Source organism: Proteiniphilum sp., from assembly GCF_034927365.1.
Taxonomy (GTDB): domain Bacteria; phylum Bacteroidota; class Bacteroidia; order Bacteroidales; family Dysgonomonadaceae; genus Proteiniphilum.
The window spans coordinates 408,973-432,328 of sequence record NZ_JAYFQD010000007.1 but is presented as its reverse complement, the minus strand read 5'-3'; the positions used below and the strand labels follow the sequence as shown (position 1 = coordinate 432,328).

The 23,356-nt window shown below is 41.7% G+C and carries 27 protein-coding genes and 1 tRNA gene; 21 read left to right on the top strand and 7 right to left on the bottom strand.

What is annotated here, in order from left to right:
• Positions 1–23: 23 nt before the first annotated feature.
• The 10 genes from VB073_RS05325 (at position 24) to VB073_RS05280 (ending at position 8,002) form a co-directional block, all read left to right on the top strand.
• Positions 24–99: transfer RNA gene (locus VB073_RS05325), tRNA-Glu, on the top strand.
• On the top strand, positions 73–1,464 hold the full coding sequence (locus VB073_RS05320; protein WP_323403103.1) for a TolC family protein: 1,392 nt from the start codon (positions 73–75) through the stop codon (positions 1,462–1,464). Before VB073_RS05325 ends, VB073_RS05320 begins: the two co-directional genes overlap by 27 nt.
• 36 nt (positions 1,465–1,500) lie before the next feature.
• Entirely contained in the window at positions 1,501–2,613 is a 1,113-nt protein-coding gene (locus tag VB073_RS05315; protein ID WP_323403102.1) for an HlyD family secretion protein, read from the top strand.
• A 1-nt stretch (position 2,614) separates the two neighbouring features.
• Positions 2,615–4,192 carry a hypothetical protein gene (locus VB073_RS05310; protein ID WP_323403101.1) on the top strand — a complete coding sequence of 526 codons (1,578 nt, stop codon included), beginning with the start codon at positions 2,615–2,617 and terminating at the stop codon, positions 4,190–4,192.
• A 59-nt stretch (positions 4,193–4,251) separates the two neighbouring features.
• Positions 4,252–4,698, top strand: coding sequence for a thioredoxin family protein (locus VB073_RS05305; RefSeq protein WP_323403100.1), 447 nt, complete (start codon positions 4,252–4,254; stop codon positions 4,696–4,698).
• A 509-nt stretch (positions 4,699–5,207) separates the two neighbouring features.
• A complete protein-coding gene (locus VB073_RS05300; protein WP_323403099.1) occupies positions 5,208–5,351 on the top strand; it encodes a hypothetical protein in 144 nt (47 codons plus the stop codon).
• Positions 5,352–5,647: 296 nt separating this feature from the next.
• Positions 5,648–5,884: a DUF2683 family protein gene (locus tag VB073_RS05295; RefSeq protein ID WP_323403098.1), complete on the top strand. Its 237-nt coding sequence runs from the start codon at positions 5,648–5,650 to the stop codon at positions 5,882–5,884.
• On the top strand, positions 5,859–6,095 hold the full coding sequence (locus tag VB073_RS05290; protein WP_323403097.1) for a type II toxin-antitoxin system RelE/ParE family toxin: 237 nt from the start codon (positions 5,859–5,861) through the stop codon (positions 6,093–6,095). The genes VB073_RS05295 and VB073_RS05290 overlap by 26 nt, the downstream gene beginning before the upstream one ends.
• Positions 6,096–6,803: 708 nt before the next feature.
• Positions 6,804–7,250 (top strand): GNAT family N-acetyltransferase, encoded by a 447-nt coding sequence (locus VB073_RS05285; RefSeq protein ID WP_323403096.1) that lies wholly within the window; start codon positions 6,804–6,806, stop codon positions 7,248–7,250.
• Between the two features lie 23 nt (positions 7,251–7,273).
• Positions 7,274–8,002, top strand: a complete 729-nt coding sequence (locus VB073_RS05280; RefSeq protein ID WP_323403095.1) for a YggS family pyridoxal phosphate-dependent enzyme — start codon at positions 7,274–7,276, stop codon at positions 8,000–8,002.
• Positions 8,003–8,065: 63 nt separating this feature from the next.
• Here VB073_RS05280 and VB073_RS05275 read toward each other — a convergent pair whose 3' ends face one another.
• The 4 genes from VB073_RS05275 to VB073_RS05260 are packed head-to-tail and all read right to left on the bottom strand — an operon-like array spanning position 8,066 to position 10,110.
• Complete coding sequence (locus tag VB073_RS05275) at positions 8,066–9,046, bottom strand: PLP-dependent aminotransferase family protein (RefSeq protein WP_323403094.1); 981 nt, start codon at positions 9,044–9,046, stop codon at positions 8,066–8,068.
• A gap of 6 nt (positions 9,047–9,052) precedes the next feature.
• Complete coding sequence (locus VB073_RS05270; RefSeq protein WP_323403093.1) at positions 9,053–9,472, bottom strand: winged helix-turn-helix domain-containing protein; 420 nt, start codon at positions 9,470–9,472, stop codon at positions 9,053–9,055.
• 34 nt (positions 9,473–9,506) lie between these two features.
• Entirely contained in the window at positions 9,507–9,815 is a 309-nt protein-coding gene (locus VB073_RS05265; protein ID WP_323403092.1) for a helix-turn-helix transcriptional regulator, read from the bottom strand.
• A complete protein-coding gene (locus VB073_RS05260) occupies positions 9,802–10,110 on the bottom strand; it encodes a type II toxin-antitoxin system RelE/ParE family toxin (protein ID WP_323403091.1) in 309 nt (102 codons plus the stop codon). Before VB073_RS05260 ends, VB073_RS05265 begins: the two co-directional genes overlap by 14 nt.
• A 256-nt stretch (positions 10,111–10,366) precedes the next feature.
• On the opposite strand from VB073_RS05260, the gene VB073_RS05255 reads away from it, so the two are divergent.
• The 5 genes from VB073_RS05255 (at position 10,367) to VB073_RS05235 (ending at position 12,873) form a co-directional block, all read left to right on the top strand.
• Entirely contained in the window at positions 10,367–10,603 is a 237-nt protein-coding gene (locus VB073_RS05255; protein WP_323403090.1) for a hypothetical protein, read from the top strand.
• A 176-nt stretch (positions 10,604–10,779) separates the two neighbouring features.
• A complete protein-coding gene (locus VB073_RS05250; protein WP_323403089.1) occupies positions 10,780–11,352 on the top strand; it encodes a Crp/Fnr family transcriptional regulator in 573 nt (190 codons plus the stop codon).
• A 50-nt stretch (positions 11,353–11,402) separates the two neighbouring features.
• Positions 11,403–11,873: an SRPBCC domain-containing protein gene (locus tag VB073_RS05245; protein WP_323403193.1), complete on the top strand. Its 471-nt coding sequence runs from the start codon at positions 11,403–11,405 to the stop codon at positions 11,871–11,873.
• 116 nt (positions 11,874–11,989) lie between these two features.
• The gene (locus tag VB073_RS05240; protein WP_323403088.1) at positions 11,990–12,301 is read left to right on the top strand and encodes a DUF6922 domain-containing protein; all 312 of its coding nucleotides are present in this window, start codon (positions 11,990–11,992) and stop codon (positions 12,299–12,301) included.
• The gene (locus tag VB073_RS05235) at positions 12,256–12,873 is read left to right on the top strand and encodes a nucleotidyl transferase AbiEii/AbiGii toxin family protein (protein WP_323403087.1); all 618 of its coding nucleotides are present in this window, start codon (positions 12,256–12,258) and stop codon (positions 12,871–12,873) included. Before VB073_RS05240 ends, VB073_RS05235 begins: the two co-directional genes overlap by 46 nt.
• A 178-nt stretch (positions 12,874–13,051) precedes the next feature.
• Here the strand turns inward: VB073_RS05235 and VB073_RS05230 are convergent, their stop codons facing one another.
• On the bottom strand, positions 13,052–13,297 hold the full coding sequence (locus VB073_RS05230) for a hypothetical protein (RefSeq protein ID WP_323403086.1): 246 nt from the start codon (positions 13,295–13,297) through the stop codon (positions 13,052–13,054).
• Positions 13,298–13,416: 119 nt separating this feature from the next.
• On the opposite strand from VB073_RS05230, the gene VB073_RS05225 reads away from it, so the two are divergent.
• The 3 genes from VB073_RS05225 to VB073_RS05215 all read left to right on the top strand — a co-directional run bounded on the left by VB073_RS05225 (position 13,417) and on the right by VB073_RS05215 (position 14,734).
• Positions 13,417–14,193, top strand: a complete 777-nt coding sequence (locus tag VB073_RS05225; protein ID WP_323403192.1) for an SDR family NAD(P)-dependent oxidoreductase — start codon at positions 13,417–13,419, stop codon at positions 14,191–14,193.
• Positions 14,194–14,292: 99 nt separating this feature from the next.
• Entirely contained in the window at positions 14,293–14,634 is a 342-nt protein-coding gene (locus VB073_RS05220) for a hypothetical protein (RefSeq protein WP_323403196.1), read from the top strand.
• The gene (locus VB073_RS05215) at positions 14,555–14,734 is read left to right on the top strand and encodes a helix-turn-helix domain-containing protein (protein ID WP_323403191.1); all 180 of its coding nucleotides are present in this window, start codon (positions 14,555–14,557) and stop codon (positions 14,732–14,734) included. The genes VB073_RS05220 and VB073_RS05215 overlap by 80 nt, the downstream gene beginning before the upstream one ends.
• Position 14,735: 1 nt before the next feature.
• Here VB073_RS05215 and VB073_RS05210 read toward each other — a convergent pair whose 3' ends face one another.
• A complete protein-coding gene (locus VB073_RS05210) occupies positions 14,736–15,236 on the bottom strand; it encodes an SRPBCC domain-containing protein (RefSeq protein WP_323403085.1) in 501 nt (166 codons plus the stop codon).
• Positions 15,237–15,675: 439 nt separating this feature from the next.
• Here VB073_RS05210 and VB073_RS05205 point away from each other — a divergent pair, with 439 nt between their 5' ends.
• Complete coding sequence (locus tag VB073_RS05205) at positions 15,676–17,016, top strand: Fic family protein (protein WP_416349504.1); 1,341 nt, start codon at positions 15,676–15,678, stop codon at positions 17,014–17,016.
• Between the two features lie 181 nt (positions 17,017–17,197).
• On the opposite strand, the gene VB073_RS05200 is transcribed toward VB073_RS05205, so the two are convergent.
• A complete protein-coding gene (locus tag VB073_RS05200; protein ID WP_323403083.1) occupies positions 17,198–17,935 on the bottom strand; it encodes a hypothetical protein in 738 nt (245 codons plus the stop codon).
• A 192-nt stretch (positions 17,936–18,127) separates the two neighbouring features.
• Between VB073_RS05200 and VB073_RS05195 the strand changes: the two genes are divergently transcribed.
• The gene (locus VB073_RS05195; RefSeq protein WP_323403082.1) at positions 18,128–18,745 is read left to right on the top strand and encodes a TetR/AcrR family transcriptional regulator; all 618 of its coding nucleotides are present in this window, start codon (positions 18,128–18,130) and stop codon (positions 18,743–18,745) included.
• Between the two features lie 138 nt (positions 18,746–18,883).
• Positions 18,884–23,302 (top strand): acyl-CoA dehydratase activase-related protein, encoded by a 4,419-nt coding sequence (locus tag VB073_RS05190; protein WP_323403081.1) that lies wholly within the window; start codon positions 18,884–18,886, stop codon positions 23,300–23,302.
• Positions 23,303–23,356: the final 54 nt, after the last annotated feature.

The window sequence follows — 23,356 nt, the reverse complement described above, 5'->3', positions numbered from 1 at the left end:
TTCAAAAACAATTGCTTTAGATCTCCGGTGTAGCTTAAGGATAAAGCGGTCGAGTCTCAATGACGAAACGGGATGCAGGTTCAAGTCCTGCCACTGGAGCAAAATGAAAGCATTCAAATAAACAAGGTGAAATTGAAGACAATGAAATATTTTTTGTTGGGATTTGGCTTGTTGTGCCTGGTTACAACGGGATATTCCCAGGAAATGGCTCCCTACAGGCTTACTCTTGAGCAAGCCATAGAAATGGGCTTGCAGAACCATCAACAGCTAAGGATTTCCCAGGCCCGACTTCAAGTGAGCGAGGATCAGGTAAAAGCGGCAAAGACGCAACAACTTCCTTCGGTCACTTTTTCAGCAAATGCCTTCTATCTGGGGGATGCGCTCATTCTGGATAAGGACTGGTCGAAAGTACAAACTGTCGATATGCCCCATTTCGGGAATACATTCGGCATCCAGGCCTCGCAATTGCTATACAAGGGTGGTGTTATCAAGCACTCCATTGAAATGGCAGAACTCCAACAACAGCTTGCCGGATTGGATCTGGTTACCAATGAGCAGGAGATCAAATTTCTCATCATATCCCATTATCTGGATATATATAAGATAATGAACCAGATACAGGTGTTTGAACAGAACAAGGTGCTGGCAGAACAATTGTTGGAGAATATTCGAAAATCCTTTGAGGAGGATATGGTTACCCGTAACGAGGTAATAAGGGCTGAATTGCAGATAAAGAACATAGACCAGGCAATTCTCACGATGAAGAATAATCATGCAATTTTGAGTTACCAGATGAGTTATGCACTGGGTTTGCCGAATAATATCACCATTATTCCTGCAGAAATTATTCCTACGGAAGATGTGAATATTGATATGATAATACAGTCACAAGACTATTATTCAGATATGGCAAAACGAAATCATCCGGCAGTAAGATCCGCTGAAAAAAGTGTGGAAATGGCGGAAAAGAATGTAGACATTCAACAGTCGAACTGGTTTCCGGCCATAACAGCATTTGGTGGCTATAACATGCAACGTCCGCTCACGTCGAATACCCCCGTTATGGATATGTATAATAACTCATGGCAGGTCGGAGTAAGCCTTAGTTTTGATATAGACAACTTGTTCAAAACTAAACGTCAGGTCAATTTGAGTAGAAGTCAGGTACGAACATCCCGGGAAGCATTGACCTATGCCCTGCAAAATATCGAGATCGGCGTAAATGCCGCCTATCGGAAATATAAGGAAGCGGAACAGCAGGTACTGTTAATGGATGAGTCGAGAAAACTGGCAAATGAAAATTACGAAATAGTCCGTAATAAGTATTTGAACCAGTTGGCAATTACCGCTGAAATGACAGATGCAAGCAATGCGAAGCTCAATGCCGATTTGGAATATGCCAATGCGGTAATAAATACCGTTTTTCAATATTACTCCCTGCTTAAAACTACAGGTAACATCTGATTTTTTCAAAAAATATAAAGCAATCAACTAAAAAATATGGCATCGACTCAAAACACGAATCCGGAATATGCTGATAAAGTAAATGTAGCGTCCAAGAATAGAAGTAGAAAGAAATTAATGAAGCTGAAGGTCACCATTGCCAATCTGCTTGTATTCATATTAGTAGTGGGAGGTTTTTTCTGGTTGGTAAGGAATTATTTCCATATCGGGGATAGGGATTTTACGAATGCTGCCCAGGTTGAAGGATTCGTCAATCCCATAAATGCCCGGGTATCGGGATATATCAAAGAGATACGTTTCATAGAGCATCAGACGGTACACAAAGGGGATACACTGATAATCATGGACGATAGCGAGTTACTTACTCAGCTGGCACAGGCTGAAGCCGCATATATGAATGCCCTCGCTTCCAGGAACGTGACGTTATCCTCCATTAATACGGTGGCAAACAGTGTAGCAACTACCGAAGCGAATATATCCGGAGCCAAGGCAAGGCTGGATAATGCGAAAAAGAATCTGCAACGATATGGAAATCTGCTTGATTCTGAAGCCGTGACACGTTTTCAGTACGACCAGGTAGAAACCGAATATGACATGGCCAAATCGTCCTATGAAGCGCTTGTCAATCAAAAAAAGACGGCTAATTTATCTACACAGGAAACAAAAAACAGGTTGGCATTGAACGATGCAGAAATTAAAAGGACTGAAGCAGCATTGGAAATGGCGAGGCTAAATCTTTCATACACCGTCATTGCCGCCCCTTATGACGGCACAATGGGGCGAAGGCTGATACAGCAGGGACAATTGCTCCAGCAGCCGGGCATGCAGGTAGCGACCATTGTCTCCGGAGAAGATAAATGGGTAACAGCCAATTTCCTTGAGAGCCAGATGCCGCATATCACCATAGGAACAAAAGTAAGGATGAAAGCGGATGCCCTGAACGGTCAGGAGTTTGAAGGAGTGGTTACCGCCATATCCGCAGCAACCGGGTCCCGTTACTCAAATATCCCTGTCGATAATAGTACGGGTAATTTCGTAAAAGTACAACAGCGCATTCCGGTACGTATAGAGTTCAGTGGCAACAACGATCCGGAAGGATTGAAACGCTTAAGAACCGGAATGAATATGGATATCTTCATTAAGGGATAAAATGAAACAGGAATATAACAGGGGTCTATTTCATAAATGGGTTCCCGGGCTCGGACAATTGGGATTGATCATACTATTTGAGTCAATAATGCTTTTGATTAACCCTATCAATCCCGGCAATATAGGACAGATGTCCAGTAGTACGGGAATAATTACGGAATATTATCTCTGGGGAAATTATGCGATTATCATTGGATTGTCCCTGGTCCTCCCTTTCGTATTACGTGTAAAAATGCGGTTCCATTCGAAAGAGTTATTGGTGACGGCGTTAGTGGCGATGGCCTTATTGAATGTAGTTGTAGCAACCACGAGTATAGGGGAAGTAATTGTAGTTGCCTGCCTGCTTTTCGGGATTGCCAAGATGTTGGGAATGCTCGAAATGCTTCTCCCTATCCAGGGAATACTTAGTCCTGACGGTAACAGGAACAGGTTTTATGCGGTCTTTTATCCGATATCGATAGGAGCATCACAATTGAGTGTCTTTTTCACTTCAAAATTTGCCCTTGACATAGGTTGGCAGGCAGTGACCTTCTATGGTTCGGCAACATTGCTACTGGCAGCACTGATTGCCATCATATTCGTTCATAACCAGCGATTTGCAAGGAAAATGCCATTTTACAGGATAGATTGGTTCGGCCTGCTTTGCTTCGGCACGGCACTGATGGGTACGGCCTATGTGTTTGCATTCGGTAAGCAGCAGGACTGGTTCAACTCTGCCTCCATAATATGGGCTTGTGTAATCATAATAGTTTCCATATTCATCTTAATAATAAGACAACTGAATACAAGACACCCCTTCCTCTCTTTCAAATTGTATGGGATTAGGGAGGTTCGTGTCGGCATTCTCCTATTGATAGGACAAGGTATGTTCATGGGAGTAAGCTCGGTCATGTCCATATATACTGCTGCTATTCTGGGCTATAACTGGATGACGAATGCGGAGATCAACCTGATGACCCTGCCGGGTATTGTCATGTCAGGATTCGTTGCATACTACTGGACAAAACAAGGTCTGCATTTAAAGATGTATATTTTTTCCGGTTTTGCGGCTTATTTCCTCTATGCGGTGATGCTTTATTTTATGATGGTTCCCGAACTGGATATATCCCGGTTATACCTGCCGCAAGTATTAAACGGGTATGGAATGTGTGCCCTTTTTATATCAGTGTGGATATATACCTTTTATAAGGTTCCACAAAATACGATGCTACCGTCGGTTGCACCTATAATGATTTTCAGGAGTTTTGTCATGTTGGGATTTTTCACTGCACTGTTCGGGTGGCTGCAATATAAACTCCAATGGCAAAGCATAGGAGACTTGGCGATTTATTTTGATCCCTTGAACATGAATAATAATTTGAATATAGGTTCCTTACGGGATATTCAAATGAGCGCAATCCTGGCATCCAATAAAACCTTGCTGGGTTATGTTATAATTGCAGGGCTCGGTATCCTTTCGATGATATTATTTTATCAGTTTGGACAGGAAAAATACAAGCTGGTCAGATTTGAAGCCCGTCGGGCAAAAAAGCAAAATGAATTGGCCGGACAAGTCAGGGATATAGCCGGATCAATCTGATTATTATAAAAATACAAGAAGGAAGAAAATATTGGAGGCACTATTACAAACTATAGATTATGGCAAACTTTGAAAAGATTACAGTCTGGCACATTCTTATAGCACTTGTTTTATTCACATTTATTGTGCTTATCGTTGATCATGACAGGGCGTTAAGGAGCGTAAGTTCTAATGAAATCGATGATTGTTTAATAGAACTCGACAGTGAAAATTTCTCAAACAACATGTCTTCCTCACCTCTTAGTTTCGTGTTGTTTTATGTGGATGATTTTACATGGTGTGATGTAATGATGGCCAATCTAAGCCATCTGGCTAAGGATGAAGACTATGGAGCCGGTTATTATAAGGTGAATCTGGATAAATATCCGGAATTCGATTTAAAATACAATATTTCAGGTACTCCAAACATATTAATTTTTAGTAGTGGCATTGAAATAAAGCGTATTATGGGAGTTGTCTCTGCATCGAATTTGAAGAAGATCTATTATAAGGTAAATAAGGACTAAACATGCATAGTTTAAAAAAGATCGTACAGTTCATTCACCAGAATAAAACTACTTTAACGGGAATGTTTTTAGGTGCTGTTTTAGCATACATTTATTGGATAAACTGGGGCATCTATTACGGAACCTATCCATTATCCTCCGAATGTTGGGTAAATTGCATCTACGGAAATTTGTTCGGTGGGCTCTTGGCTTGTTTGCTTTTCAATAATGGATTAAAGGAACGTGACTCAGATAAAGAAAAAGAGTAATTTCTAAACATTGTCACGCAAATACAGATTTTTTGTCAATATTTTACCCAACAATGTAGTGAGGCATTGATTGACAGGTCCTGTAGATTTTCCCTCTACACCTTTGTAGGTATCAAATTCAAGCTATCCATTATGGACTGCGAAACGGAAAAAATGACCTTCTTTCCCGAATAAAATGGTAAATGCCCCGGGGCTATTTCCTGAACGGAAGATTTTAATCCGTCGAGCGAGGGTGTCCTGATCAGTCTTCAGGTAGAGAACATGGAAACAGCCATTGCCGCCATAGAAAAGAACGGAGGCAAAGTCACACGTCCAAAAGCGAAGATCGAAGCCGAAAGTATGGGCTATTTCGCTGTATTCACCGACAGCGGAGGAAACCGTGTCGGGTTGTATTGGGATAAGTAATCCGGAAACAGGTAATTATTGAGAGGATCGTTCGAAAAAGTCACACTTATAGAGGGGATATACCTTGAGAGAGTAAACACTCAATGATGGGCTATATTGAAATTACTGCTCTTGAAGGATAATTCCCTATAAACTGTAGGTGCGACTTTTTTTATAAATTGATTACACGATACATAAATGGCCTTGATCAACTATTTCTTGTCAGTTCATTGTTAAGCGTATAGCTGATTTGTATCACAGGTATTTGATATAAGGAAAAAAGTTGCATATCTTTACGAAACATAAAAATAATCAGTATGGAAACAATAATCATCACACCCGTAAACGAAAGGCAAAGCAACTTGGTAAAGTCTATACTGAAAGAGATGCGCATTCGCTTTACGAGCCATACCGATGAAAAGGAAATAGAAGTTTCAGCCGCAGAAATGGAGGCTATAGATAGAGGATTGGAAGATGTGAAAAACGGAAATGTTATGTATCATAGTGAAGCAAAAATAATATTTCACGATGCTATCTATAAAGTGGAGCAATAGGGCAGTAAAAGAAAGATCGGAAATATTGCGTTATTGGGTTAAGCGTAATGGATCTCCAGCGTATTCAGAAAAAATTGAAGCTGAAACAGACAAAGCCATAAACGTAATATTGGAGAATAGGTATATCGGAGAAAAAGTGAAGAACAGGAATAATGTAAGACGCCTTACCGTTATGCATGATTACTCCATCTACTATACCGTGATACCGTGATACCGTGATAAAGGACAGTTTATATATACTCTCCTTTTGGGATAATAGACAAGACCCTGAACGTCTAAAACTATAACTATATCAATTAACCGCCATAAAAGACCCAATTTAGTGTAGGTTTTGCTTTCACGAGGATTCGATATGGGAAAAGCAGTCCGAAGAAAGTTTATCAAACAATTACTGATCAAGACGATAAATAGGGATGATCCACAACCTCTTTTTTGTTTAGTCTACCCAAGCAACTTCCTTCTCCAAAGCTCTCTTTATTATACGCCAATTGCGTATCCCAGCCCAGCTTATTGAGAAATAAATCAATTGCCGTCTGTTCTATTAAACTATCTTCCGAGTACACCCAAGTCATCTGTTTCGATTTAATATGCTAATAATTAACTTCTTCACTATCCCCATCTCTTCAGGTCTGCTTGTAGCAACAAACAGGGTAATTGTTGAGAGGTATGTGCAAATTTTGCACATACCTCTTGTTCGTCTAATTCTTCTTCTTTGAATATATTGCGTAAGTGTCTGTTTTATTAGTAAAAAAAAAATGAGGTCGCTTATTCATTCAAATAAATTCGTCTCTGGTTCAACTGAATAATAACAATCTGGTCTATCTATTTATATTTATTCTGTACCATAAACACAGTCCAAATGGATTGTAATTTTGTGGCGTTATCGAAACAAAATAATTTCAACTCAACACTGTTTATTATGGCACAAATTGAAGTCGCAACATTAGCGCATTTAGACCGGTTTGCCGAATTATTCAATGATTACCGGATATTCTACGGGCAACCATCGGATTTGGAGAAGGGGAAGGCTTTTCTCAAGGAACGGATAAACAATCATGAGACGGTTACGTTTCTGATAAAGCAGGACGATAAGTATATCGGATTTGCCCAGCTATACCCGTTGTATCATTATAAGTCGTTAAAACGACAGTGGCTGTTGAGCGATCTGTTTGTCGATCCGACATATCGTGGGTTCGGACTGGCGGTGGCGCTTATCGACCGGTGCAAGCAATTCTGTGACGAGACCGATGCTTGCGGATTACTGCTGGAAACCCAGAAGACAAATATCATCGGCAACAATCTATATCCCAAATGTGGATTCGAACTGGACTGCGAACATAACTATTATAACTGGTGGAGGGTCTGAGGACGCTCCCCGTCCGAAAAGCTATGGATAATATCAGGACAAACTTATCAATCATCCATCAAAGGATGGAGGCGGCTTGCCGGAAAGCAAACCGTGATGTGGACGATGTGCGGTTATTACTGGCAACGAAAACCGTTCCGTCCGAAAGGATCGCATTCGCACTGGAATGTGGTGAGACGCTGATCGGTGAGAATAAAGTGCAGGAACTGAAGGAGAAAAACGAGGCGCTGCTTCCGTACAATTATGAAAGTCACTTTATAGGCCATCTGCAGACCAACAAGATCAAGGATGTATTGAGATATGTGACTTGCATCGAATCGGTGGACCGGCTCGATGTAGCCCGGAAGCTGGATCAGCGGCTGCAATATGAAGGTCGGTCGATAGATATCCTGGTGCAGGTGAACACTTCGTCCGAAGAGAGTAAGTTCGGCATTGATCCGGCAGATGCCATCCCGTTTATCAGGGAAATAGCAAAATATGAAACGCTTGCAATAAAGGGATTGATGACCATCGGTTTATTCAGTGCCGAAGAGGAAAAGGTAAGAGGATGTTTCCGGTTACTCAGCAATATCCGGCAGCAAGTTGTGGAGGAGGGTATCCCCAATGTGGAGATGAGGGAACTGTCGATGGGGATGAGCGGTGATCTGGAAATAGCCATCGAAGAGGGTGCGACTATCGTGCGGGTGGGTACTGCTATCTTTGGCCGGAGAATTTATCCCGACAGTTACTATTGGAACGAATCGAAAGGCTGATACCTGTTCAGGTATTTGCTGATAGATAGGGTGGGATACTTCCGGATCGAAAACCTGACAGGGCTACAGATACTTGCCGAGGATGCGTATCCCTTTTTCCAGATTGGCTTCGGAAAGGGATGCATATCCGATCCGAAGGCCCTGCACCGACTGGTCATAACTGAACCTGTCCGGCGTATAAAAGCTGACCAACTCCGTATTGACTTTTTCCTTTATCCGGAAAAAATTGATATCCCTGACCGGTTTCAACCAGAAGGCAAGTCCTCCATCCGGTTTCTTGTAGGTGACTTTCCCTTTCAGATAATTCTCCAGAAGCGACGAGAAGAAATCCCTCTTCGCCAGATAATGGCTGTGCATCCGCTTCTGATGCCTGCGGATTTCACCGGACAGCATCAGGTCCAAAATGGATTGCTCCATAATGGCATCACCCTGCAAATCGACAATCTTGCGCAGTTTCCCGATCCGGACGATAAAATCGGGTGTGCTGACAATATAGCCTATCCTGATGGCCGGTGCGATCAATTTGCTCAACGTACCGATATAGACATAGTGCCGTATCCCTTCGAAGGCGGACAGCGGCATCACGGGACGCTGGTCGAAGTGGAACTCGTTGTCGTAATCGTCTTCGATGATGGTGAAGCCATATTGGTTGGATAGCCCGATCAGTTGCAGTCGCCGTGCCAGGCTAAGGGTGACGGTCGTCGGGTATTGATGGTGGGGAGTCAGATAGACCGCTTTCACCGCATTGGTTTTCAGATACGCCTCGATCCTATCCACGTTGATACCCTCCTCATCGACATCGACAGGTACCAGCGTTGCCCCGGCATGTTGGAAGGTACGCCAAGCCGGACTATAACCGGGATTCTCCACCAGCACGATATCTCCTTTTTCGAGCAGGCTGTGGGCTGTGAGGAACAGTGCCATCTGGCTTCCGCGTGTGATGCAGACCTCCGGTGCAGAAGTCTGCATGCGTCTGTTTTGGTTTAGCATATTCGAGATGGTCTCCCGGAATTTCTCGTCGCCGAATTCACTCGCCAGATTCATGATCTGCTATTGCGCCTTGTGGCTGAAAATACGGCGATAGGCCCTTGCCAGCTCTTCGACCGGTGTGCAGGTGGTATCGGGTAGTCCGTCATCAAAGAAGATCAGGTCATTGGTGTAGATTTCGGTCGTTTTAACCGGTACTTCTTTCTTTTCAGCCATCTGGTACATCCGGATTTTATCCGAAACACGAGTTTTCTTCCGCTCTTCCGAAACAAGCCACCCTTCACTGGTCAGGATATCGAATGCCAGGACGACAGTATTCCGGTTGACAGAGAGTTCCGCCGCCAGTTGGCGTGTGCTGGGCATCGTCTCGCCGACTTTCAGTATCCCTTTTTTGATATAGCTAATTATCTCATCGGCGATCTGGAGGTAAATCGCCTTTTTGCCGCATCTATCCAGCTTTGATTGTAGTTTGGTAAAGTCCACTTTTGGTCTGTCTGTTGCTTCAACGATGGTAGTGTTAATAGGCTATTTTCTTGTTATCCAGTTCAACGTTAAAGCTTACTCTTGCCCCTAAAGCTTCGAACACTTTTAGGATGGTTGTGAATCTGGCATCTGTTGTACTGTTCTCAATCTTGGATATTTGGGCTTTCTTCACACCTACCAGTTCACCCAATTCTTCCTGTGTGAGGTTGCGTTCTTGCCTTGCTTCTTTAATTGCTTGCCCTAACAGGTCGAGACGAAGTTCGTTCTCGAATTTGTCACGTTTTTTTGTGCCTTTTTTGCCGATATATTGATCGGTTAATTCTTCTAAACTATATGTTTTCATTTCTTTGTTTCTTTTCATTAAAATATTTCTCTCTCAATAGTTCCGCTTTCTCGATTTCACTTTTCGGGATTTTATCGCTCTTTTTAATCAATCCATGCGTTGAAATTATCAGTGTATCTTCTTTATCTGTCTTATCCCAAAATGCAAAAAGACGGTAGTAGGTTTTGTTGAATTTTGTTCGGAACTCCCAGATTTCACCTTCCAATTTCTTAAAAAACTCTTTATCATTTATGCTCCGAGCTTTCCAGATATTGTAAAGGATCTTATCTCTTGGTTTCTCTTCGAGTTGGTCCAAAAAATCCTTGACCTCTTCTAAAAACTGAACCCTAAACTTGTAATTTTTTATTTAGCGTCATTTTTATGCGAAGATAAAAGTTTCTTATTTAGGAAACAATGTTTTGATAATTAATTTTATTCGCTGAAATTAGCAATGTATGGTGTAAATAGGGAATGTGCTCGAGTGTGTTGCCTGAAGGCAATAGATAGGGTCGTTTTTTGTCTTTTCCACTATGTTCCATATCTTTGTGATGGACAGATTAATTATAAACGTAATGACTACGATAGAATTAGAAGCTAAACGAATGGGTATTCTACGACGAATTCTTGCTATTGAGGATGAAGCATCCTTACAACAGATCGAGAATTTGCTTCAAAAGCTTGAACTGCCTATCATGGAAGGTTATTCTCCCGAAGCACTGCGTGATGCTGTAGTCCGTTCACAAGAAGATATCCGGAATGGACATACATATACCCAGGGGCAAATGCGAGCCAAACATCCAAGGAAGTGAGACTTATTTGGACAAAGACTGCTTATTGTCTTTGTCGTAGGGGAAACAAGGAAGAGACAGTAGATTTTAACGACATTATTGTATATAAGAAGAAGTTCTTTTGTATTTTTGAACAAGTATAATTGAATGGCTATGGATATTCGTTTTAATAAGAGCCGCTTCAAAAGGTGCACAAAATGACAGAACTTGAGTTAAGTATAAAATCTCACTTTGGGATAATAGAGCCTGATGAATTAAAGTCGATTACGTCCCTGTTCAGGCCGGAAACTTTGAAGAAGGGCGATTATTTCCTCCAAACAAATAAGAAATGCGAGAGGTTGAGTTTTGTACAATCGGGTTTTCTACGGATTTTCATTGAAACGGAGAGTAAGGAGGTTACTCAATGGATTTCAACCAAAGGCTATTTTGTTACAGACCTGTCGAGTTTTATCTTCGACAAACCTGCCCGTTGGACAATTCAGGCCTTGACCGATACCGAAATTTATACGATAAACAAGAGGGACTACAAAGAAATCATCAACACAATTCCCCAATGGGCCGAACTGGAAAAAATGTTTATCATCCACTGTTTTATCACGCTTGAAGAACGGGTTCTTAGTCATCTTTCCATGTCGGCCGAAGAGCGATACCACTTTTTCTTCGAGAACAACAAGGAGCTGTTCAATCAAGTTCCATTGCAGTATATTGCCTCAATGCTTGGCATGACACCGGAAACTTTTAGCCGGATAAGAAAAAATCAGTTTTTATAAATTCTTGATTTTTATCAAGTCGATATCGCCAAATAAGATAGACCTTTGTGATGTTCAATCAAATAGAAAACAATCCAAAGGTTATGACAAAAGAAATCAAAACTGAAATTCTTATTGAAGCATCTCCCGAAAAGATATGGGCAATCTTGAGGGATTTTGAAGAGTATCCAAACTGGAACCCATTTATAGTATCCATAAAAGGTAAATTGGAAGAAGGAAGTAAAATCAAAGCCAATATCAAACCGCCTGATGGGAAAGAAATGATCTTCAAGCCAACCATATTGACCAAGATAGACAACAAAGAGTTGAGTTGGTTAGGTAAGGTGCTCATTGATGGCCTGTTTGATGGTGAGCATAAATTTGAATTGATTGACAATGGGAATGGTACAGTCACTTTTATTCAAAGTGAGATATTTAGAGGTGTTTTCGTATGGCTGTTCAATCCACAGAAAACAGAAAATGGGTTTAATGAAATGAATAAAAGACTGAAAGAACTTGCAGAAAACTCTGTTTGTGGATGACAATACAATTCCCCTGAATCTTTCCATATTACTTATCCTTCTTTGCAGTACGAATTATTTTTCTTAATTTTGAGCAAGTAAAAACGAAAATTGGCGCCCAGGCACTTCCAATGAAAATGGAAAAGAACAATAAAAATAATGTACCTCTCTTTTCTTCCAATCTGTTTTGGGACGTAAATCCTGATGATCTGGATATGGAGCAGCACAAAAGTTTTATTGTCAACCGTGTACTTGATTATGGACAGTGGGATGATTGGAAAGCCATACTTGACTATTACGGGTTGGAGCAAATCGCTTCCATCGCCAAAGGGTTAAGAAGCCTCTTCCCAAAATCATTAGCATTTATATCGACAGTATCCCGTATTCCTGAAAATCAATTCCGATGCTACGAATATTTACAGTCGAAAGACAAACTCTGGCACTTCTGAAACAGCTACAACAAATGCCCTTGTTACAAACTTCGAGGCTGGTCGGGGGAACTGCCCTTGCATTGCAATTGGGGCATAGGAATTCCGTAGACCTTGATCTCTTTGGTGAATTCCAAAATTCGCATATTGATTTTTTGGATGCGTTTGGTGACGAGGGGCTTACAGTTAATTCCTTACAAAATACGAAATCCATCCACGTTTTTGAAATAGAAGGGGTAAAAGTCGATATCGTAAACTATCCTTACGAATGGCTGGAAGAACCATTAGAAGATGATGGAATAAAGTTGTCTCGACTGAGAGATATTGCCGCTATGAAACTTGCAGCCATCACCAATAGAGGAACCAAAAAAGACTTTATCGACATGTATTTCCTGTTACAACATTTTTCCTTGAACGAGATGTTGGGATTCTACATGACAAAATACAATACTAATTCCATTTACAATGTAATCCGAAGTTTAGTTTACTTTACTGATGCTGAAAATGATCCCATGCCTAAGATGTATATTCCCGTTTCTTGGGATGAAGTAAAATCACTCATCAAAGAATCAGTAGAAAAAATTTCCGTATAAAAACGAGAGCCTCTATATTTACCTCTGCTTTGCTATGTACTAGTCAAATATTTCATTTTACGTAGTTGTTAATGACGAAATATGATCAAATTCACAATTTTCGTCAATAAGAAATGGTTTTTTGACTAAATCCTACATTCTGTACCCTACTCCACATTACGGTATTAAGGGTAAAGAACTACTGCTTACCACCAAAATTGAATGTTATTGACTGGCTGCTGAGTTGATCATCAAGGTTATATATTTTCACAGGCTTGTCAGAATCTGCAATGTGCATTTTTTGCACATTGCTTTCTTCATCAAGTTCCCTTTCCTTTTCCGATTTGACATCACCCATCCGGGCTTTAATATATACCACTACCAAACACTTCGTTTTGTGTAGTATAATCCCCGTTTTGTGTAGTGAACGGTCTGCTATTGTCATGTACTTTTGCCCATGAATCAATTGACAATAATATGGAAAGTAAAATTATTCTTATCACCGGAGCCTCGGATGGTATCGGGAAAGAAACTGCCAAGGCACTGGCAAAGTAAGGGCATACGATCATTATGCACGGTCGTAATCCCGAGAAGACAAAATCGGCCTATGAAGAAGTGAAGGCGGAATCAGGCAATGAGAAGGTCGATTATCTGACAGCCGATTTCCTGTCGCTTGCCGAAGTAAAGACGTTTGCCGACAGGATCAAGCAAAAATACGGTTATCTGGACGTGCTTATCAATAATGCGGGAGCACAGTTTACCAATAAGAGGGAAACTACAGTCGAGGGACATGAGAAAACGATGGTGATCAACGTCTTTGCGCCACACCTATTGACCACCCTCCTGTTGGATTTGCTTAGGAAGAGCGCTTCAGCACGTGTGGTTACAGTCGCATCTGCAGCCCATAAGATGGGGGGTAAACCCGATCTGGATGATATCGAATTGAAAGAAAACTATTCTATGGCCAAAGCCTATGGTTTATCGAAGTTGTATGTAATCTGGATAATGCGTCATTTTGTGTCGGAAATGAAAAAGGCAGGTGTCAATAATATTGCCTTCTACACCGTCCATCCCGGTTCTGCGCAGACGAGCCTTGGACGTGAATCGACGGGCGCCTTGGGCACGAAAATCATTTATTTCTTATGGAAAGTGATGATGAACTCGGTTGAAGCCGGAGCCGCTCCGAGTATCAGGGCTGCGGTTTCTCCCGAACTGGAGGGTGTTACCGGTATATACTACGGACTGAAAGGAGAGGAAAAACCCAGTGAGAAGTATTATTCGGTTGAGAACGAACAGAAAGTTTGGGATTACAGTAGTAAAGTTATCGAGAGGTATTTATAAAGGAAATTCATTTGCCAGACGTGTTATAATCGCTCAATGAATAGTGCAAATCATAGAATTTGGTCTATTTTTGTTATGGCAAGCAGATAAAATATTCGCATGATAAAATCCGACAAGATAATAAAAATAAACACTGTCGAGGAATATACCGAACGGTTTGGCTGTCCCTCGGCCAATCATCCGCTGATAAGCATCTGCCATTTGGCAAATGTAAAGGACTATGTTCCCATCAGCAGTCCGGTGCTACTCAATTTGTATTCGATTACGATCAAGGACGGATCAACCTGTAGTGCAAGATATGGTTGGCGTGATTATGATTTCAAGAAAGGAACAATCAGCTTTTTCTCGCCGGGACAGATTCATTCATGGGACAAGAAAGCGGAAAACGGCGGCAGATGGGGTTGGATGCTCACATTTCATCCCGATTTTATCCGTCAATGAGATAGCTTTTTCTCTCGGATTTGATTATCCTCAATATTTTAGTCGGTTATTCAAGAATAAAACCGGCCAGACTCCCATCGAGTTCCGCAATAAAAATTGACTTATCCTAATGTTGCTAATAATTCGTCCAACTGGTCTAACCCCATTGTCATACCCTCTTTGAATCCCATTTCGATGTTTGTTTCGAGATCGGCGAGCGTATCGAAGGTAAGTATCATATCGACCTGCACGCTGCTTTCTTTTGGAATGAAGATGTTTTCCCATAAATTCTGGGGGAATGCCGGATTCATTATCCCGTTCTCATCACAAAATCCATCTTTTGCCGTGAATGATTTTTCTTTTTCAATGGAGATATACGAGGCTTTGCTCCAGTGTCTTTCGCCTTCGGGACCGACCATCGCATAAAACCAGAATCCGTCTTCACGGAAATCCATTGTCTTCGTTTCTGCCCTCCACGGTTTCGGACCCCACCACTGGTCGAGTAACTCGGCAGTGGTCCACGCCTTCCAGACCAGCTCAAGGCTGGCATCAAATTCACGTCGTATGTGAATGGTATTGTTTTCCCTATTCACGGAAAAGTCAAATAAAAGATTCCTGTTCATTGCTGCTGATTTTTAAAGTGTTATTAATAAATTGTCGAGTTGGTCGAAACGGATTTTCCAAATCTTGCGCAACTGATCGGTTGTAAATATATATGCAACTGCTCGGTTTTGCAAATTTTTCTTTATCTCTTCCTTGGAGGATAGAGATAAAATATTCTTAATCTAAATATTAGGCGTGATTATTAGATTATGATATGGAATTGGCAGGATTGTCGCTATTACTATCCTGTTCTTACCTCTTGCGGCGAGTAGTCCCTGATCAGGGTGTCAAAATCTTTGAAAACTCGTCAATTATAAAATAAAATTCTGTAACTTTATGGCTGGAAATCATAGCGGAATTATGAGTGATATTTTTTATTTTCAACGATTTAAAAATACTAATTTTTCCGCTATTTTCCCATTTTTTATCTACTTTTCTTACATCGACGTTAATATCGAAATGACTCCCGAAACCAACCGCATAGAATACAAACGGCAACTTACTGATGATTTAGAAAAAGAAGCAATTGCTTTTCTGAATTATAAAGAAGGTGGTGTTATTTATATCGGAATTGACAAAAAGGGAAATGTTGTCGGTATTCCTGATATCGATGGCGATATGCTCAAAATCAAAGATCGACTGAAAAATAATATTATGCCTTCTTGCATGGGGCTATTTGATGTAGCGGTAAAGAATATCGATTCAAAAGACGTGATTAAAATTACTCTTGCGAGCGGTGTAGAAAAGCCTTACTATACAAAGAAACAAGGGATGTCAGAAAAAGGATGTTACATCCGTATTGGAAGTGCGTCTGAACCTATGCCGACAAAACAAATAGAATATCTTTTCTCGAAACGTGTCCGCAATTCGTTGGGCAGAATCCAGTCACCACGTCAGGATCTTTCATTTGAGCAGTTGAAAATCTATTATGAAGCAGTTGGAAAAACGCTAAACAGTCAATTTGCCAAAAACTTGGAACTTTTGACTGATGAAGAAAAATTCAATTACGTTGCATATCTGATGGCAGATGTAAATGGAATGTCGATGAAAGTTGCCAAATATAATGGCAAAGATCGTGTCAATCTATCCGAAAATTATGAATATGGTTATTGTTCTTTAGTGAAAGCCACTAAACAGATTTTGGATAAAGTAGAGCTGGAAAACAAAACTTTTGCCAAGATAACACCGAAAGAACGTATGGAAACACGCCTTTGGGATATGATTGCGTTACGTGAAGCAATTATCAACGCTTGCGTCCATAACGATTATACAAGAGAAGTACCACCAAAAGTTGAGTTTTTTGATGACCGTATTGAAATTACCTCGTATGGAGGATTACCTGACGGTTTGTCTGAGGAAGATTTCTTTGAAGGTGTTTCCATGCCTCGCAACAAGGAGATTATGCGTATTTTCAAAGACTTGGAATTGGTAGAACATCTTGGATCAGGCGTGCCTCGTATTTTGCAGTCATACGGTAGGGAGTGTTTCCGCTTTCTGGATAACTTTATACGCATGTCTTTTCCGGCTTCAGAGCAAATCACCGAGCAAGTTACCGAGCAAGTTACCGAGCAAGTCACCGAGCAAGTCACCGAGCTTATTAGAGTTTTAAATAGCGAAATGGACAGGAAGGAGATCCAAAATAAGTTAGGCCTTTCCCATAGGGAGAATTTTCGAGCTAATTATCTCAAGCCGGCTTTAGAGCAAGGATTTATCGAAATGACCATTCCTGAAAAACCGAACAGCAGTTTGCAAAAATATCGTCTTACAATATTAGGAAAGCAATTGAAAAATAAACTATAGAATATCTTGTTTAGGAGAAAATATTGCCGTGGGCGTCATCTTCAATTGTTAAGTTTGGCTATGGATAGGTGGTTCTTATCGGGAACATCCAGTGAGAATTGGGTAATCTCTTTTTCAATAACGTTTTCGATTTTTACATGTTACTAATAAATTGTCAGGTTGGTTGAAACTTTTTCCCCGATTAATTGATTTTCTCATCCGGTTTGCGATATGTAACCTTCAGTATTTTCCCGATCTTGATAATCTGTTTTGTTCTTGCCTCTTCCTTCTCTTCTTCGATTTTTTTCAGTTTTGCTCCATATGTACTTTCCCAATCATCTTTCATTAGAGGATCGAGTTTTTCTCTTTTAAATATATTAATCAGACCGTCAAAATTTTCTTTGAAATCAGGATTATCACAGTCATTTAGGTATAATCCGGCACAATGATTGGCGAAACTTACATGCCCTATAAAATAAACCCCACACATCTTTTCTTCCCGGTCATTATCAACCGTGTCAGCATCATAGGTGTAAAATGCTTCAATCACGATATATTCAATTTTTATTGCACGACCTTTTTTTTGAGGTATCCATTCGGTCGTCGGCAACACTCGAAAAAAGAACCCCTTGTAAATGCCTTCAAAATACAAATCCTCATGCATCGTGAAATTATGCTGGTCAAGAAAAGCATATTTATCCGAGGTCAGGCTTTTTATTTTCTTCTTCCGTGTATAATACTCTTCACTTGTAAATCCGAGACCAATCCAGATAACTACTCCTCCTATCCATGTAGCCACACCAAAATATAGTGAAGTCAAGACACTGTTGCTGATTAATGATAATAAGAAAAACCAGATACCAATTATCAAACCTCCTCCACATCCGTTGCTCCAATAGGGTTTTATAGATCCTTTTCTTATGATGGGTACTTTATTCATTGCGCATGTTGTTGGTCATTAGAATACTATATATCTAAAAACCAAAGATAGCTATTTATTGATCAAAAGGAAGTCGATAATGTGATATTTGTAGAATACAGCGCGAAATTCTATCTTAACCTTAATTAACTCCAAATGTTTTGCTGAATTTAAACGACCGTTTAAATTTGTAGCATTAATAATTGAAAGGATATGGCAAGAAGATACTCGACATCGGATGTAAGTGACAGGATTCTCAATGCTGCACGGGAATTGTTTATTGCGAACGGCTATGAGGGGACAAGCATTCGCGACATCGCTGCCGCTTCCGGCGCTAATGTGGCCCATGTAAAGTACTATTTCAATTCGAAGGCCAACCTCTTCGAGATAATCTTTGATGAGGCGTTTGAAATCCTGGTGAAACGGGTCTTCGCTACTTTGAGTTCGGATATGCCTTTTTTCGAGATAGTCGAAAATTGGATCAACACCTATTATGAGATGTTGCCTAAATATCCCCAGATACCCATGTTTATCCTGAATGAGATAAATCATGGTCCGGATGCACTGGCGGATAAACTTATCAAGAAGAATCCCCAGAAGATATTCAATAAGCTTGCCGAGAAGATGGAAGAGGAAATTGCCAAGGGTACGATCAAGAATATCCCTGTCATCGATTTTGGACTGGATATATTGTCCCTCTGTCTGTTCCCGTTTATTTTCGGCGGGTTTGCTACCAGGATAGCAAAAAAATCAGGAGCCGAATACAATACAATTCTGAAGGAGCATAAGCAACATGTAATCGACTTTGTAAAGAGTGCCTTGCGGCCCTAATTTTTTTATCTCTATTTTAAACGATTGTTTAAAATAGGTTCAGGAAATATTTCTATAAGGATGGATTTTTACCTTCTAATTAGAATATTTTTTTTACCCATAATTTAAACACTTGTTTAAAATTTAATATATATCAATATGAAAGCGAATAATATCTGTAAAGTTGGGATCGATATAGGTTCCACTACGCTGAAAGTAATCGTGTTGGATTGTCTCAATAAGATTATCTACAAGATTTACAGGCGTCATAAGGCCGACTTCAACAAGATATTGATCGAGGAGTTGAATAATATTATCACTCGTTTTCCTGACCGGAAATTTACGATCGGCATTACCGGTTCTGCCGGAATGGGGATATCGGAACGGACAGGTATACCATTCGTACAGGAGGTCGTGGCATCCATCGAAGTGATCAAAAAGGAACATCCCGATACCCATACCATGATCGACTTGGGAGGTGAGGATGCAAAGATGGTTTTCTTTCAGGATGAAAAACAGCCCGATATCCGTATGAATGGAAGCTGTGCCGGAGGGACGGGAGCCTTTATCGACCAGATGGCGGACTTGATGAATATATCCGTGGAAGAACTCGGGAAGCAGGCATTGTCCTACGAAAAAATTTATCCTGTAGCATCCCGTTGTGGTGTTTTTGCCAAGACCGATGTGCAGAACCTGATATCACGCAATATCCCTGTACCGGATATATCGATGTCGATATTGCAGGCGGTAGCCGTACAAAGTATGACCACCTTGGCAAAAGGACATGAGATACAACCCAAAATACTCTGCATTGGTGGTCCCCTTACTTTTACACCTGCTTTGCGAAATGCCTTTATAGAACTGATGAAGATTGATGAGTCGGATTTGATCCTGCCCACCAATAGTGAATATTTTTCGGCATGGGGGACTGCCCTGCACAATCAACAGGAGCAGGTCGCTCAGGATTTGAGTGAACTGATCCTGAAACTACAGGCAAAAGGATCTGTGCGGAAAGATGTATTGCCGGCGTTGTTTACCGGTAAAGAGGAATACCAACTATGGAAAGATAACCGGAAGATGAAGCCGTTGAAGCGTGCCCGGTTAGGCGATAAAAAATCTATCGAGTGCTTTCTGGGTATCGATTCCGGATCGACCACCACAAAGATATTGATCATCAATAAGGAAGGGGATGTGCTGTTTTCCTTCTACGATACCAATCAGGGAAATCCGTTGAAGAAAGTCAAGGAAGGACTTCAGAAGTTTTTCGAGGAAGCAAAAGAGAAAGAGGTGGTGATCAGGTTTCTCTCTTCTGTCGCAACCGGATACGGTGAAGACCTGATTCGGTCGGCTTTGAACCTTGATTATGGGATTGTGGAGACGATGGCTCACCTCTCTGGGGCACAATATGCAGACCCGGAAGTGTCGTTCGTGCTGGATATCGGTGGACAGGATATGAAATCGATCTTTATCCGTGACGGAGTGATTTCGAATGTGGAACTGAACGAAGCCTGCTCCGCAGGTTGCGGATCGTTCCTCCAAAATTTTGCCTCCACTATGAATATGTCTTTGCCTCAATTTACGGAGGCGGCCTGTCTCGCCGAATACCCGAGCGATCTGGGATCACGCTGTACCGTCTTTATGAACTCTAAAGTGAAGCAATCCCTTCGGGAGAATGCCGCTTTGGGTGATATCGCCGGCGGATTGGCCTATTCCGTGGTAAAAAACTGTCTTTTCAAGGTGCTTAAAATATCCAATCTGAATCTGCTGGGAGAACATATCGTCGTACAGGGCGGAACATTCCGTAATGATGCGGTCTACCGTGCTTTGGAGCTATTATTCGGCAAGTCGGTCAGCTCTACCGATTGTCCTGAACTGATGGGGGCGTTGGGTGCTGCCTTGTATGCGAAGAAGATGTGGATGATCAATGGCAGACAGGCTACATTCACGGGAATTGCGTCATTGCCCGATATCGATCATATCAATACAAGGGAGATGCAATGCAAGGGGTGCAACAATACCTGTTCCATTCTCCGATTCAAGTTTGACAACGGTAATATCTGTTATGCCGGAAATAAGTGTGAGAAGATATTTTTTAATAAGGCGACAGCACCTGAAAAAGGATATAATGCTTTTGACTGGAAAAATAAGGTGCTTTTTGAGCGGGATGTGGATCGGGATGTTAAGTGGTTTGTGGATAGCAGTATAGGGATAGATATTGAGAGGATTGAAGGCAGAAATGTGGATAGTGGTTTTGCGGGGAGTAGAGACCGGAACTTTAAGAATGTTAATAAGGAATTGAAGGGGCGAGCTGAGAATAATACAAACGGTAATGTGAATATGGGTATAAACGGGGCGGCTTCCGACCGAACCAGAATCGGTATTCCCCGTGTACTGAATATGTTCGAGAATTACCCGTTCTGGCACACGTTGCTGGCTGAATGTGGTTTTGAAGTGGTGCTTTCTCCCGAATCGACCACCAAGATGTACCAAAAAGGGGTGGGCAGTGTGATGTCCGACAATATCTGTTTCCCGGCAAAACTGGTACATGGTCATATTATCGCACTGGCAGAACAGAAAGTAGACCGTATTTTTTATCCGACGATACTCAAGGAAGAAAAAGAGTTCCAATCCTCCAATAATTCATTCAACTGTCCCGTTGTCAGCGGTTATCCCGACGTGATCCGCAGCGCGATGAAACCGGAGGAAAGGTTCGGAATTCATTTCGATAAACCGGTGATTACCTTCAGCAACGACGAAGCATTGGAAAAAGCTTGTTATGGATATGTATCATCGTTAGGAGTATCTAAGGCGGTGTTCAATAGTGCCTTTAAGAATGCGCTGCAGGAACGTGAGAATATGAAAAAGATATTGAGAGACAATCAAAGGGTTCTGTTTGATAAGGCTGTCGGGGAGAATAAGCTGGTGTTTGTGGTTGCCGGCAGACCTTATCATGCAGACCCGCTAGTACACCAGAAAGTCGGCCAGATCCTTTCAGATATGGGTGTAGAGGTATTTACCGACGATATCTTCCGTCATCCGAAAAGCAAAGGGTTCGGCAAGTTGAATATCGTGTCGCAGTGGTCTTATCCCAACCGTGTGATACAAGCGGCTATGGAAGTGGCCAAGCTTCCTGCCAATGTGCAACTGGTGCAATTGAATTCCTTCGGCTGCGGACCCGATTCGTTCTTTATGGACGAAACCCGCGAGATCCTCAAGCAGTCCGGAAAGAACCATACGGTATTGCGTATCGACGAGATAGCCAGTCCGGGTTCGATCCGTTTGCGGATGCGTTCGCTCATCGAATCGCTGAAAGTGATAGTCCCACAGGCTGAAAAAGAGATAAAACCGTTTGAGGGCTACAAGACCACCTACAAGAAGGAAGACAGGAAAAAGACGATATTGGCCCCCTGGTTTGCCGATTTTGTCTCTCCCTTTATCCCCACAATCGGTGAGTTGGCAGGCTATAAGATCGTCAATCTTCCCAAAACCAATAAAATATCTGCCGAAGCGGGATTGGTATATGGTCATAGTGAAGTCTGTTATCCGTCCACGCTGGTACTGGGAGATATTATCACTGCCTTGCAATCGGGGAACTATGATCTGGATGATGTGGTAGTCGCCATCACCCAGACGGGAGGACAGTGTAGGGCTACCAATTATTTGGCGCAGATCAAGATGGGTATGGAAACGGCCGGTTTTTCCCATATCCCGGTGGTAGTCGTGGCTACAGGAGGTGTATTCCAAAATGAACAGAAAGCTTTTAAAGCCCCTGTCTTGAAAATTATCAATATCCTTATCTACACCCTGCTCTATGCCGATGCCTTGCAGCAGATGTACAGCTCGACCATCATCCGGGAAAAGAGGAAAGGGGAGACCCAGAACGTGTTCGATTTCTATGTGGAAATGGGGATTGAAGCCATCAGGATGAATAATCACAAGGATTTACTTTCCTTGCTGGGACAGGCGGTCGCCGATTTCAACCAGATCGCTATCCATCAGCATGAGTTCACGAAGGTCGGGCTGATCGGAGAGATATATGTGAAATACAATAACTACGGTCAGGCCCATATCACCGAATGGCTGCGCTCCAAGAATATGGAAGTGGTGACACCTCCGCTGATTGATTTCGCGATGCAATATTTTGTCAATTCCGAAGTCAACCTGCAGAATGGCGTGAAGCGGGGCAGCATGCTGAAGCATTACGTGAAGCCCATATTATGGAAATATATGAACGACAGGATCACGAAAGTGGAGAAGATCATGGAAAAGTATCGTTTCTACGCACCTTCCGAATCGGTCTATACCAAGGCCGAATATGCATCGCAGATACTCGACCTCTCCAACCAGTTCGGTGAGGGCTGGTCGGTAGCGGCGGAAGTCGCCTGTTATGCCCACAATGGTATCAACCGGGTAGTATGCGTCCAACCATTCGGCTGTATCGCCAATCATATCGTGGCAAAGGGAATCGAGAACCGGTTGAAGAAATTCTATCCCGATATGAACCTGCTTTATCTCGATGTAGATGGCGGCATGGCGGAAGTCAATTTGCAGAACAGGCTTCACTTCTTGATCAATTAAGGCTGCAGTCTTTTTGATTTCTTTTAGAGTACAACATAAAAAGATAATATTCAC